Origin of the sequence: Paenibacillus sp. P36 (genome assembly GCF_045866505.1) — a bacterium.
In the GTDB taxonomy this organism is placed as follows: domain Bacteria; phylum Bacillota; class Bacilli; order Paenibacillales; family NBRC-103111; genus Paenibacillus_E; species Paenibacillus_E chondroitinus.
On record NZ_AP038372.1, the window covers coordinates 850,001 to 862,316 of the forward strand.

10 protein-coding genes, 12 tRNA genes, 2 rRNA genes and 1 riboswitch (1 of these 25 only partly in view) are annotated in these 12,316 nt (G+C 48.2%); of the genes, 23 read left to right on the forward strand and 1 reads right to left on the reverse strand.

The window, feature by feature from the left end; all coding sequences use genetic code 11:
* The 22 genes from ACKTT9_RS03900 to ACKTT9_RS04005 form a co-directional block, all read left to right on the forward strand.
* Window positions 1–2,466: ribosomal RNA gene (locus tag ACKTT9_RS03900) — 23S ribosomal RNA — on the forward strand; it begins 448 nt to the left of the window's first position.
* A 104-nt stretch (window positions 2,467–2,570) separates the two neighbouring features.
* Window positions 2,571–2,687, forward strand: a 5S ribosomal RNA gene (rrf, locus tag ACKTT9_RS03905).
* A gap of 5 nt (window positions 2,688–2,692) precedes the next feature.
* A tRNA-Asn gene (locus ACKTT9_RS03910) sits at window positions 2,693–2,768 on the forward strand.
* A 28-nt stretch (window positions 2,769–2,796) separates the two neighbouring features.
* A tRNA-Ser gene (locus ACKTT9_RS03915) sits at window positions 2,797–2,888 on the forward strand.
* Window positions 2,889–2,927: 39 nt separating this feature from the next.
* Window positions 2,928–3,002, forward strand: a tRNA-Glu gene (locus ACKTT9_RS03920).
* A 15-nt stretch (window positions 3,003–3,017) separates the two neighbouring features.
* Window positions 3,018–3,090 (forward strand) — tRNA-Val (locus tag ACKTT9_RS03925).
* Window positions 3,091–3,106: 16 nt separating this feature from the next.
* Window positions 3,107–3,183, forward strand: a tRNA-Met gene (locus tag ACKTT9_RS03930).
* A gap of 30 nt (window positions 3,184–3,213) precedes the next feature.
* Window positions 3,214–3,290: transfer RNA gene (locus ACKTT9_RS03935), tRNA-Asp, on the forward strand.
* A gap of 15 nt (window positions 3,291–3,305) precedes the next feature.
* Window positions 3,306–3,378, forward strand: a tRNA-Lys gene (locus ACKTT9_RS03940).
* Window positions 3,379–3,395: 17 nt separating this feature from the next.
* Window positions 3,396–3,480, forward strand: a tRNA-Leu gene (locus ACKTT9_RS03945).
* Window positions 3,481–3,627: 147 nt separating this feature from the next.
* Window positions 3,628–3,879 (forward strand): DUF1450 domain-containing protein, encoded by a 252-nt coding sequence (locus ACKTT9_RS03950; protein WP_407870547.1) that lies wholly within the window; start codon window positions 3,628–3,630, stop codon window positions 3,877–3,879.
* Between the two features lie 118 nt (window positions 3,880–3,997).
* Window positions 3,998–4,507 (forward strand): ferritin, encoded by a 510-nt coding sequence (locus tag ACKTT9_RS03955; RefSeq protein ID WP_127458788.1) that lies wholly within the window; start codon window positions 3,998–4,000, stop codon window positions 4,505–4,507.
* Window positions 4,508–4,640: 133 nt separating this feature from the next.
* Window positions 4,641–5,267 carry a GyrI-like domain-containing protein gene (locus tag ACKTT9_RS03960; protein ID WP_407870548.1) on the forward strand — a complete coding sequence of 209 codons (627 nt, stop codon included), beginning with the start codon at window positions 4,641–4,643 and terminating at the stop codon, window positions 5,265–5,267.
* Between the two features lie 49 nt (window positions 5,268–5,316).
* The gene (locus ACKTT9_RS03965) at window positions 5,317–5,772 is read left to right on the forward strand and encodes a hypothetical protein (RefSeq protein ID WP_407870549.1); all 456 of its coding nucleotides are present in this window, start codon (window positions 5,317–5,319) and stop codon (window positions 5,770–5,772) included.
* A gap of 14 nt (window positions 5,773–5,786) precedes the next feature.
* Window positions 5,787–6,485, forward strand: a complete 699-nt coding sequence (locus ACKTT9_RS03970) for an AIM24 family protein (RefSeq protein ID WP_407870550.1) — start codon at window positions 5,787–5,789, stop codon at window positions 6,483–6,485.
* 101 nt (window positions 6,486–6,586) lie between these two features.
* Window positions 6,587–6,661: transfer RNA gene (locus ACKTT9_RS03975), tRNA-Gly, on the forward strand.
* An 8-nt stretch (window positions 6,662–6,669) separates the two neighbouring features.
* Window positions 6,670–6,746 (forward strand) — tRNA-Arg (locus tag ACKTT9_RS03980).
* A gap of 23 nt (window positions 6,747–6,769) precedes the next feature.
* Window positions 6,770–6,843: transfer RNA gene (locus ACKTT9_RS03985), tRNA-Pro, on the forward strand.
* Between the two features lie 7 nt (window positions 6,844–6,850).
* A tRNA-Gly gene (locus tag ACKTT9_RS03990) sits at window positions 6,851–6,921 on the forward strand.
* A gap of 516 nt (window positions 6,922–7,437) precedes the next feature.
* The gene (locus ACKTT9_RS03995) at window positions 7,438–8,370 is read left to right on the forward strand and encodes an aldo/keto reductase (protein ID WP_407870551.1); all 933 of its coding nucleotides are present in this window, start codon (window positions 7,438–7,440) and stop codon (window positions 8,368–8,370) included.
* Window positions 8,371–8,513: 143 nt separating this feature from the next.
* Window positions 8,514–8,663, forward strand: a riboswitch (cyclic di-AMP (ydaO/yuaA leader).
* A gap of 1 nt (window position 8,664) precedes the next feature.
* Window positions 8,665–9,579, forward strand: a complete 915-nt coding sequence (locus ACKTT9_RS04000) for an NlpC/P60 family protein (RefSeq protein ID WP_407870552.1) — start codon at window positions 8,665–8,667, stop codon at window positions 9,577–9,579.
* Between the two features lie 168 nt (window positions 9,580–9,747).
* Complete coding sequence (locus tag ACKTT9_RS04005) at window positions 9,748–10,407, forward strand: hypothetical protein (RefSeq protein WP_407870553.1); 660 nt, start codon at window positions 9,748–9,750, stop codon at window positions 10,405–10,407.
* A gap of 85 nt (window positions 10,408–10,492) precedes the next feature.
* On the opposite strand, the gene ACKTT9_RS04010 is transcribed toward ACKTT9_RS04005, so the two are convergent.
* The gene (locus ACKTT9_RS04010; protein WP_407870554.1) at window positions 10,493–11,674 is read right to left on the reverse strand and encodes a glycosyltransferase; all 1,182 of its coding nucleotides are present in this window, start codon (window positions 11,672–11,674) and stop codon (window positions 10,493–10,495) included.
* 102 nt (window positions 11,675–11,776) lie between these two features.
* On the opposite strand from ACKTT9_RS04010, the gene yyaC reads away from it, so the two are divergent.
* Complete coding sequence (gene yyaC / locus ACKTT9_RS04015; RefSeq protein ID WP_407870555.1) at window positions 11,777–12,310, forward strand: spore protease YyaC; 534 nt, start codon at window positions 11,777–11,779, stop codon at window positions 12,308–12,310.
* Window positions 12,311–12,316 lie beyond the last annotated feature (6 nt).

Sequence of the window (12,316 nt, forward strand, 5' to 3'; positions counted from 1 at the left end):
AGGACCATCTGCCAAGGCTAAATACTCCCTAGTGACCGATAGTGAAGCAGTACCGTGAGGGAAAGGTGAAAAGCACCGCGGAAGCGGAGTGAAAAAGAACCTGAAACCGTGTGCTTACAAAAAGTCAGAGCCCTCTATATGGGTGATGGCGTGCCTTTTGTAGAATGAACCGGCGAGTTACGTTCCCGTGCGAGGTTAAGTCGAAAAGACGGAGCCGCAGCGAAAGCGAGTCTGAATAGGGCGCTTGAGTACGTGGACGTAGACCCGAAACCGTGTGATCTACCCCTGTCCAGGGTGAAGGTGAGGTAACACTCACTGGAGGCCCGAACCCACGAATGTTGAAAAATTCGGGGATGAGGTGGGGGTAGCGGAGAAATTCCAATCGAACTCGGAGATAGCTGGTTCTCCCCGAAATAGCTTTAGGGCTAGCCTCGGATGTGGAGTTGTGGAGGTAAAGCACTGATTGGGTGCGGGGCCCGCCAAGGGTTACCAAGTCCAGTCAAACTCTGAATGCCACAAACTTAAATCCGGGAGTCAGACAGTGAGTGCTAAGATCCATTGTCAAAAGGGAAACAGCCCAGACCATCAGCTAAGGTCCCCAAGTGTGTGTTAAGTGGGAAAGGATGTGGAGTTGCACAGACAACCAGGATGTTGGCTTAGAAGCAGCCACCATTGAAAGAGTGCGTAATAGCTCACTGGTCGAGTGACTCTGCGCCGAAAATGTAACGGGGCTAAACACGCCACCGAAGCTATGGCTTGCAGCAATGCATGGGTAGGGGAGCGTTGTATGTACGTTGAATTCTGACCGTAAGGACAGGTGGAGCGCATACAAGTGAGAATGCCGGTATAAGTAACGAAAAGATCAGTGAGAATCTGATCCGCCGAAAACCTAAGGGTTCCTGAGGAAGGCTCGTCCGCTCAGGGTAAGTCGGGACCTAAGGCGAGGCCGAAAGGCGTAGTCGATGGACAACAGGTGGAAATTCCTGTACCACCGTAGCCGTTATGAGCAATGGAGTGACGCAGAAGGATAGTGACGCGAGCTGATGGATGCTCGTCCAAGCAGTGAGGCTGGTTAGTAGGCAAATCCGCTAACCGTAAGGCTGGGCTGTGATGGGGAGGGAAATTTAAAGTACCGAAGGTCATGATTTCACACTGCCAAGAAAAGCTTCTAGCCAGGCGAAGGTGCCCGTACCGCAAACCGACACAGGTGGGTGAGAAGAGAATTCTAAGGCGCGCGGAAGAACTCTCGTTAAGGAACTCGGCAAAATGACCCCGTAACTTCGGGAGAAGGGGTGCCTCGGTAGGGTGAATAGCCCGAGGGGGCCGCAGTGAAAAGGCCCAAGCGACTGTTTAGCAAAAACACAGGTCTGTGCGAAGCCGCAAGGCGAAGTATACGGGCTGACGCCTGCCCGGTGCTGGAAGGTTAAGAGGAGTGGTTAGGAGCAATCCGAAGCTATGAATTGAAGCCCCAGTAAACGGCGGCCGTAACTATAACGGTCCTAAGGTAGCGAAATTCCTTGTCAGGTAAATTCTGACCCGCACGAATGGCGTAACGACTTGGGCGCTGTCTCAACGAGAGATCCGGTGAAATTTTAATACCTGTGAAGATGCAGGTTACCCGCGACAAGACGGAAAGACCCCATGGAGCTTTACTGCAGCTTGATATTGGACTTTGGTACGATCTGTACAGGATAGGTGGGAGCCTTTGAAGCCTGAGCGCCAGCTTGGGTGGAGGCGCCGTTGGGATACCACCCTGATCGTATCGGAGTTCTAACCTGGTACCGTGATCCGGTATGGGGACAGTGTCAGGTGGGCAGTTTGACTGGGGCGGTCGCCTCCTAAAATGTAACGGAGGCGTTTAAAGGTTCCCTCAGAATGGTTGGAAATCATTCGCAGAGTGCAAAGGCATAAGGGAGCTTGACTGCGAGACCTACAAGTCGAGCAGGGACGAAAGTCGGACTTAGTGATCCGGTGGTACCGAATGGAAGGGCCATCGCTCAACGGATAAAAGCTACCCTGGGGATAACAGGCTTATCTCCCCCAAGAGTCCACATCGACGGGGAGGTTTGGCACCTCGATGTCGGCTCATCGCATCCTGGGGCTGAAGTAGGTCCCAAGGGTTGGGCTGTTCGCCCATTAAAGCGGTACGCGAGCTGGGTTCAGAACGTCGTGAGACAGTTCGGTCCCTATCTGTCGCGGGCGTAGGAAATTTGAGAGGAGCTGTCCTTAGTACGAGAGGACCGGGATGGACGTACCGCTGGTGTACCAGTTGTCTCGCCAGAGGCACCGCTGGGTAGCTATGTACGGAGGGGATAAGCGCTGAAAGCATCTAAGCGCGAAGCCCCCCTCAAGATGAGATTTCCCAGTATGTAAGACCCCTTGTAGACGACGAGGTTGATAGGTTCGAGGTGGAAGTGCAGCAATGCATGCAGCTGACGAATACTAATCGGTCGAGGGCTTAACCAAAACCAGCTGACTAAGCAGTTAGTCGCTACGTCTAACGTAGATGACAAATATTCTTTACGCAAGTTTCGTATCTAGTTTTCAAGGCGCAAACCACGCTTTGACTGTTTGGTGATGATGGCGGAGGGGACCCACGCGTTCCCATCTCGAACACGACCGTTAAGCCCTCCAGCGTCGATGGTACTTGAACCGCAGGGTTCTGGGAGAGTAGAACGTTGCCAAGCAGTATTCCCTGATAGCTCAGTTGGTAGAGCACTCGACTGTTAATCGAGTTGTCACAGGTTCGAGTCCTGTTCGGGGAGCCACTTTTTTTATCCGATGCCAGGCTTTCATGGAGAGGTGTCCGAGCTGGCCGAAGGAGCACGATTGGAAATCGTGTAGGCGTCACAAGCGTCTCGAGGGTTCGAATCCCTCTCTCTCCGCCACCTTAAAGCACGATTTACTTAAGAAAAGCCTGTTTACGCGGCCCGTTGGTCAAGTGGTTAAGACACCTCCCTTTCACGGAGGTAACAGGGGTTCGAGTCCCCTACGGGTCACCATTATGTATTTCCCATGGAGGCTTAGCTCAGCTGGGAGAGCATCTGCCTTACAAGCAGAGGGTCGGCGGTTCGATCCCGTCAGCCTCCATTTTCCTTTTTAATGACGCGGGGTGGAGCAGCTCGGTAGCTCGTCGGGCTCATAACCCGAAGGCCGCAGGTTCAAATCCTGCCCCCGCAACCAACCTCTTGATGAGGTGTTATATTCTAGTGTGGAGCCGTGGTGTAGAGGCCTAACATGCCTGCCTGTCACGCAGGAGACCGCGGGTTCGAATCCCGTCGGCTCCGCCATTTTTTATGAAGTTTGAGTCATTAGCTCAGTTGGTAGAGCACCTGACTTTTAATCAGGGTGTCGTAGGTTCGAATCCTACATGACTCAGTTTTTTTTTATTTTATGCGGTCATGGCGGAATTGGCAGACGCGCACGGTTCAGGTCCGTGTGGGCTAACCCCCCGTGGAGGTTCGAGTCCTCTTGACCGCATCACCAAGAGCTTTCTTAATTCCTTTTATAGGAGCTAAGGAAGCTCTTTTTTTTGTACATCCATTTCTCAAATTTCTGTTGACATTGATTATTATTATCACTAATATCAGGGTATAGGCGGTAGATATGAGCGGTGGAGGTTATGACATGAAAACGATTAAATACTGCTGCAGAAATGAGAAATTCGGATCCAAACAAATATATAAGTCGTTGAAAAATGAATACCCCAAATTGAAGCAAAAGAAGAAGGATTGCCTGGGAAACTGTAAGCATTGCAAGAAAGAGTGCATCGCGATGATCGGCAAAAAGAACTTGGTTTGTGCGGCTTCGCCTGACTTACTATATGCTCAGCTCAAGCAGATTATTGCTGAATCAAGGGCTGAAACCGTAATGGCCTAAGTACATAACCTTTGTAAAATTTATGACTTCCGTTTGTATTTGTATATGAAGTTCTGGTAATCTTGTATGTATGGGGATTTGCAAAAAGTAACCATACAGAAAGGATGTGCAGCACATCATGTTAAAAGATGAACTAACGGAAGCGCTCAATGAGCAGATGAACTATGAATTTTACTCCGCGCACGTCTATTTGGCCATAGCCGGTTATTGTGCAGCAGAAAGCTTGGATGGGTTCTCGAACTTTTTTATCGTTCAAGCGGAAGAAGAGAAATTTCATGCAATGAAGATTTTCAAATTTATTAATGATCGCGGGAAAAAGGTTGCCTTCGCCGGTATGGATACGCCAGTGAATGAGTACGAATCGATCCTCGACGCTTTTGAGCATGCATACAAGCATGAGCAGGAAGTTACAAGACGTATTTACCATCTCTCTGATTTGGCTCTCAACGATCGTGAGCATGCGACGATGCAGTTCCTCAAATGGTTTATCGATGAGCAGGTAGAGGAAGAAGCGATGTTCGACAGCATTATTAACAAGTTGAAACGAATCGACAAAGACAGCAATGCCTTCTTCATGTTGGATGCGGAATTTGCACAGCGCACGTTCACTCCACCAACCGGGGAATAATTACATACGATACTAATGAAGACCGAAACTTACTTTTTCGCCGTTTACAGCGAAGGGTAGGTTTTTTCTATGTTTACTGACGTATAGCTGTCAGGGTTTATTTTATATACTGAAAGAAAAAAGGAAGTGCCGCATGGAAAAGTTAGATTTAGCCAAAGTCTACAAATCCTATTACACAGCTCCGACGAAACCACAGCTAATGGAATTTGGGCCTGTTTGGTATGTGACCATTGAAGGAACTGGGGACCCGAATGGAGACGTCTTCGCACAAGCGACTGAAGCGCTCTACACGCTTTCTTACAGCATTAAGGGCATTTATAAGATGGAGGAGAAAGACTTCACTGTGGCCAAGCTGGAGGGCTTGTGGTGGGTGGATGGAGATAGCCGGAACGCGCTCGAGGTGCCGAGGGAGCAGTGGCGTTGGAAACTTTTGATTAGGATGCCCGATTATGTTACAGCAGAGAAGGTAGAGGAAGCCCGAGTTAAAGCTTTAGGCAAGAAAAAGGAGCTGGATTTGCTTTCAGATATTGTATTTGAAACCTTGCATGAAGGAAGCTGTGTCCAGATGCTGCATATGGGTCCGTATGCTTCCGAGCCTGAAACGCTAACTCAAATGTACGAATTTATGGAGACAAGCCATTTAAGCATTAGCGGCCTCCATCATGAAATCTATTTATCTGACCCGAGGAAGATTGATCCTTTGAAAATGAGAACGATTTTGCGTTACCCTGTTAAGGCGGCAGAAGTGGTGAAGGGTTGATTTTTGCTGTAAAATAGAAGAAAATGTCGAGCTGTTGGGAGGGAAGGCGATGCGGACACGGCATATATCTGTTATTGGTCACGTGATCGGCGTGCTAGTCATTTGGATAGGGCTTATGTACCCTGCCTCTGCAGCCCAAGCCTCCTGGCTCGATAGGGTGAAAGATATCTATCAACTGCCTGAGAATGTGGAGCAAATTCAGAAAGATTACGAGGCAACGAAACAGCAATTAGAGGAGCAAAAGGACAAGCTCTCGGAAACGATCCGGCATTCGCAGGAAACCGAGGAAAAGCTCCTTCAACAAAACGAAGCGCTTCAGAAAGAAAATGAACGACTGCAAGAGCGCTTAAAGGCCATGGAGCAGGTTGCAATAGATAAAGAAAACCGGAGTCGGAAGATAACGAATATGGTTATCGCGGTGGTTGTGCTTGTAGTGTTGTATTTTGTACTTGGACGGGTGTTCCGGTATGTGGTCTGGCGGAGGCAGAAGCGTCAAATGAGATAGGAGGCCTGAGAGGCGTGGAAGTTACTTTCGAACATGCAAGCTCACACGCAAAAATGGCCACACTGCGCATCGAGAAGGACGAGTCGATTCATGTGCTGCATCCGAACCAAATCGTAGCTTTTCAAGGGAAGTCTGAGCAAAGAGAGGACTCTTTGATGAAGCTACCCAGTATGTACCGCAAAAAACGTCTGATTCAGTCGCGCGTGTATGGTCCTGCTCAGCTCATGCTAGGTTTGCCAGAAGGCTACAGCATGTCTGTGGTGCCTATTGGTGATGAGGATGATCTTTTGTATGAGTTCCGGCATGTTCTGTTTTATACCGGCGGTGTCAGCTTTACTTCTCACTTACAAAATGTTAAAAATACACTGATCACGCAAGATCTCGTGAAAATGCAGTTCAAAGGGCCGGGAACACTGGGGCTTTTGACCACTGGGCCCTTGTATCAGATGGCTTTGGATCCGAAGCAGCCTTTATATGTAGATATTCATTGTCTAATTGCGTATCCTCGGAATGCAGTATTGCGCCTTTGTGTTTATGGTAATACATTAGCGAGCCAGCATATGAATTATCATTGGGAGATGACAGGGCAAGGACATGTGCTGCTGCAGCCATGTAAGCCGGATCGCAAGTTGGATGAGCATATGAAAAACGATAGCTTATTGCGGCGAATTGCAAGGGAAGTGCTGCCTTTTGGCGGTATTTTTATAAAATAAGCGATTGGTAAGAAAAAACATTTGCATTTGTTCTGAAATCCTGATATATTATTCCTTGTCGCCTCTGAGAAAGAAATGAAGTGACAAGCAACACATACCGTGCGGAAGTGGCTCAGCGGTAGAGCATCGCCTTGCCAAGGCGAGGGTCGCGGGTTCGATCCCCGTCTTCCGCTCCATATTTTAAGCGCCCTTAGCTCAGCTGGATAGAGTATTTGACTACGAATCAAAAGGTCGGGAGTTCGAATCTCTCAGGGCGCGCCATTTTAATTAAGTTATAAGCGTTTCGGGATGTAGCTCAGCTTGGTAGAGCACCTGCTTTGGGAGCAGGGGGTCGCATGTTCAAATCGTGTCATCCCGATATTTACGCGGGTGTAGTTCAATGGTAGAACTTCAGCCTTCCAAGCTGGTAGCGTGGGTTCGATTCCCATCACCCGCTTCACAAGAAAAGAAAGAGCCACCTTCGGGTGGCTTTTTCTTTTGCACGGGTAAGGGAAGAGAACCCACAAAGGGTTCGACCGTCCGTGAAGGCAGCTTGAGTAAGCCCGAGTAGGACGCGCGTCCAAATCTACCGATGATTGCTTCCGAAGGAAGCATGTTCAATGAGGGCGGAAAGCGAAGGGAACTGGAGGTCGCTATTTCGAGTAAATCAGCCGAATTCCCCGGTTAGGGGAACTACAAGCCTTTATTTGCTGCCTAAAAGCGGCGTATCACCTGAAAACGGCAAAATAGAGGACCGTAGTTCCCTAGGAGGGGCGAATGCACCGTTTTCGAGCTAAATAGATGCCAGTAGTTCCGTTAACGTACAGAAAAGACATGGTACAGCTATGGAGACCATCCTCACCCGATACCCGAGCCCGCATATTTCTTGGCAAAAGTAAATGAAAGCGGTATACTTGTTTTGTTAACGTGTGCATTATCGTGGGACGATATCAATGAAATGAGGTCGGCGACTATGAAGGCGAAAAAGCTAGGACATGCAGGTTTTGACATCTCAAACATAACTTTTGGCTGTTGGGAGCTTGGAGGAGGTCCTTGGGAGTTCACGAACGACCAAAATAATATCGAGCTCATCCGTAAAGCGTTCGAGCTGGGCATCACAACGTTTGATACAGCTGAAGGCTACGGCAATGGACACTCGGAAGAGATCGTCGGCGCTGCTTTGGCGGATATACGTAAGCAATGCATCATTACGACGAAGGTGAGCCGAAGCAATCTAGCTCCTCAAGATGTAAGAAGATCGGCAGAAAACAGTTTGAACCGTTTGAAGACTGATTACATAGATGTTTATTACATTCACTGGCCAAGTTTTGAGATACCTGTGCAGGATACGCTTGGTGAATTTGTGAAGCTGAAAGAAGAAGGCTTGATTCGGGCTATCGGCGTTTCGAATTTTTCTTTGGAGCAGCTGAAAGAAGCCGTAAATTACGCGCAAATCGATGTGATTCAGCCGGAATACAGTTTGCTGCACAGAGCTATCGAGCCAGAGATTTTGCCATTCTGCCAGGAACACAACATTGGTGTGATGAGCTACAGCTCAATCGCCAAGGGGATTCTGACAGGCGCTTTCCACCTTCATGGAAAGGCATTGAAAGAGGGAGACTTCCGCAAGGAGAGAAGGCTGTTCCTACCGGAGCATCTGGAGGCGGAGAAGGAGCTTTTAGCTGTCATGAAAGAAATGGCGGATGCCAAGGACACTAACGTGACACAGATCGCAATTGCTTGGCTGCTGCACCAGGAAGCACTTACTTCGGCTATTATAGGGACACAGGATGAGCATCATCTTGAAAATAATATCAAAGCGGCCTCATTATCATTAACCGCCTCAGAGTTAGCAACTTTGAACACAGTCAGCGATCGTGCGCTATCCGTAATTGGCTACACCTAATCGCAGGAAAAACCACCCTCTAGGGTGGTTTTTTTTGCCCATTATCCCTAGTATTCCGTACGCAATATGCGACAAAATACATTGGTAAAACTTACCGTTTTGCAAAGGTTGTACCTACCAATTAAACTATGCTAGTCTAACATAGACAAAAAATGCCGAATCTTGGAGCATCGCAAGCTCTGGTACGGGGGACTTCTTTATTTGGGGTGAATGAGCGCTGCTAGCTGAGCGTACTAGGGAAAACCTCTTCCCGAACCCGTCAACTAACCTCGGAGGCGTCAAGGAGGCAAGGTTTTGAAATCTTTTTCTTCACGTCTTATTTGTTCATGCGCACTATTATGCGCCGCAGTACCGATGTTTACAGCACACTCCGCTCAGGCTGCATCCGCGCCTACGGACCGCCCTGTCAAGGTGCAAGTCAATGATGAGCTGCTGAAGTTTCCGGAAGTTCAGCCTTATATTGATGACAAGGGCATCATGCAAGTTCCACTCCGAGTGTTATCTGAGAAGCTGGGCTATCAGGTGAGCTGGGAGAAGCAAGAGGATCAAATCGAGGTCACACTGGTTAACAAGCAGCAATCCATCTTACTCATTACAGAGCAGCAACAAGCGCTTGTGAACAGTAAGAAGATCAGTTTGGAAAGCAGTCCAACCGTGTTCCAAGGGAATACATATGTCCCACTGCGTTTCATCACGGAAACCTTCGGTTCGCCAATTGAATGGAACGAAGCCAATCAGATCGCGATTGTGGATGTGGATGGAAAATCGCACAAGCCAGCCTGGATCGCGCCACCACCACCACCACCAGCTCCAGCACCTGCACCTAAGGTGGCAGCCGCTGCCGTTGTTCCGTCTGTGAGTGAGCAAATTATTCAGGCGGCGAACTCCTATATGGGCGTGCGTTATGTATGGGGTGGAACGACGCCGAGTGGTTTTGATTGCTCCGGTTTTGTGCGATTCCTGTATCAAGCGAAAGGGATCGATTTGCCCCGTACGTCAGCGGAGATGCACAGTGAAGCAGGTACGAAAGTTTCAGATTTGAAAGCCGGAGACTTGGTATTTTTTGCTTCGAAAACAGTGAATCACGTAGGCATTTATCTCGGCAATGATCAATTCATTTCAGCGACAACATCCAGAGGCGTGGCTGTGGATAGCCTTTCGAGCGCTTATTGGAGCGCAAGGTATGTCGGAGCGAGAAGAGTTCTGTAAGGATAGGACTATCGAACACTTGTTTCTATGATCTTTCGAATGAAAGGCATAGAAGGCAGGTGTTTTTTTTCGTTCGCAGAATCATGCGATTTTTATCGAAATTTTATGGTTTTTAGCCTATAATGAAGAAATGTTTGGAAGAAAGAAAGAGCAGGTGAACACGAGCGCATGCAATTAAGTGTCTGGAAGAGTTGGTTTCATAAAAAGAGACATTCGAGTGTAGCAGATAGCATGTATACCGTGGATAAGGGACCTGCAATGCCAGATGAGATCAGGGAAGTTATTCAGCAGTTTTTCCGTACATACAATCATTTCAAAGGGGCTAGAAGCCTGCAAACGGATACGTTTATCAAAGAAGTATTTTACGCAACGAAGCAGGATCCGAAAGATCAGCGAACAGTTGAAGAAATGGAAGCCTATATTCAGCATAAGAATGTTCTGAGATTGCGCTTGAAATCTTATGTAATCGATGAGTATCTGAGTCTTGGTGAAAAAATCTGTATGGTTGGTGTTACGAGGGAGTTTAGCAACAATCACAAGAATCGCGTCTTGTATTTTCTCATTAAGGAAAATGATTCCTGGAAGTTCCACCATATTGCAAGATCGCATCATGGCACCATTTTAGATAAATTTCAAATTAAAGAACAAACGGGTTTCGTCGTAGGGAACGATAAAGCCGCGCTCCTGTTCCTTACACACTCCAATTCGTTAGATGCCTCCACATTTATTACGGGAGATTATGTGCATGCAGAGGGGTATTTGGAAGTGGAACAAGAGCCGAGCAGCCATTTGTACTATAGAGTTGTACGGATGAATCGTGTTCACTAGAACGATAAGAGGATGCCACAAACCGTGAGGGTAAGCTTTGCTCTGTCGAGTAACGCTTATTTGGCGTTTGTCCAATTGTTCAAAGCTAACTTCTACTCTTTTTAAGTTCACGAAGCGAATAAAAAGTACCTCTCCAGTAAATGCCGCCTTGTTTCCAAGTAAGCCAAACGGAGCGAATCATAGTATAGACAAGCAGTGAAGCGCTGACGGGAAGCAGATAGGCGGAATCACCTCTGAGGCTCATTAATCGGGACACTAGCTTGCGATAGAGCCAGATTTGCAGGATAACAGCAACCGCATAGACGGCTCCGCGCCAATCCCAGAGGAAGAGGAGGCCAAGCCACGGGCATATAAAAAAGCCGATCTGTCCCAAACAAGCGAGCAATGCGACCATGTAGCTGTAACGAAAGCCGGAAAAAAGGTTTTTTTCCAGTCCAATTACCGCATCTTTGAGCGAACGGTACCATTCCACTTGAAGCAGGTGTTTGGCAGACAGCACTCTTTGGCGGTAACCTGCTCTTTTGAGGAAGATGCCTAACTGTAGATCATCGTCAGGTCGTAAAGCGATCGCTTTATGCATACCAATCGCTTCATAGGCGCTCCGGCTTACCATATTAAAGGCTCCGATCCCGATGCCTGTTCCTTTCGCGTTGTCGATATTTGCACGCCAAGGTCGAACGAACAAAGAAAATGAGAACAGAAAGAAATGAACGAATCCCTTGAGTAAAGCGCCTCGCGCAAACATATTGGGGGTCAGGGTGAGATGGTGCACATCCTGTTCCTTCATATAGGTGACCGCGTCGGTGATCGTACCGGGAGCAAACAGAATATCCGCATCTGTAAAAAGCAAATACTGCCCTCTGGCCTGAAGATACCCTTGGTATAGCGCATGGTTTTTGCCAAGCCAACCATCTGGAAGATGTGTGATGTGAATGATTTGCAGTTTGGTACGGATGTCCTGCTTACCTTCCGACCACTTGTGCAGCTCCTCCAACCGGACACCAGTAGCATCCCGGGATCGATCATTCACGGCAATGATCTCGAGGCGCGGGTAATTTTGGGAAAGGAGATGCTTGACGGTTTCGCGGATTGTCGATTCCTCTTCTTTGGCGGCGATGATGACGGATACGAGCGGTGGCTTGTCCGAGAAAGAAGTGAGCGGAGACTTAGGCAGCGTTCGCAGGTTGGGCAAACCTTTTAACACATCCACAGTGACGTATAACCAATACAGGAGGGTCAGAAGAGCGATGATGCCGAGAGTGGACACAGGATACCTCCTTATGGAAGAATAGAAGTTGATCGCATTATATCATTCATCCTTGGTAGGGGGAAATTTTTGCTGGAAGCTTGTAAGAGGAGGTAATGATCGATGGGGGAAACGGTAGACAAACGGGAGCAATTTTGGAAAAAAATGAATGGTGAGCAGTTGGCTTCCTTTCTTGCAACCATTGGAAAATCATCTGAGTTGGAGCCAAGCGCGCTCTTTTTTGTATGTATCGGGACGGATCGATCAAGCGGCGATGCTTTGGGGCCGTTAGTAGGCAGCAAGCTCGTTCAATTTGGATATCCCCATGTTATAGGGACGTTGGAAGCACCTTGCGATGCCAGTAATATCGCGGCTCGTCTGCAGGAAATCCCGCAGGGCCGTGTCGTTATTGCGATAGATGCTTGTTTGGGTCAAAAGCTGTCGGTGGGCATGTACCAAGTATCGAATCAGCCCTTGGCGCCAGGGAAGTCGGTTGGCAAAGATTTACCGCAGGTCGGCGATTATACAATTGCCGCTATTGTCAATGTGGATGGCCCTAGGCAGTATAACATTTTACAAACGACGTCGCTTTACAGGGTTATGAATATGGCGGATGAAGTCGTGGAAGCGATTCGGCATGCATTTCCCATTGCATAAACAGTT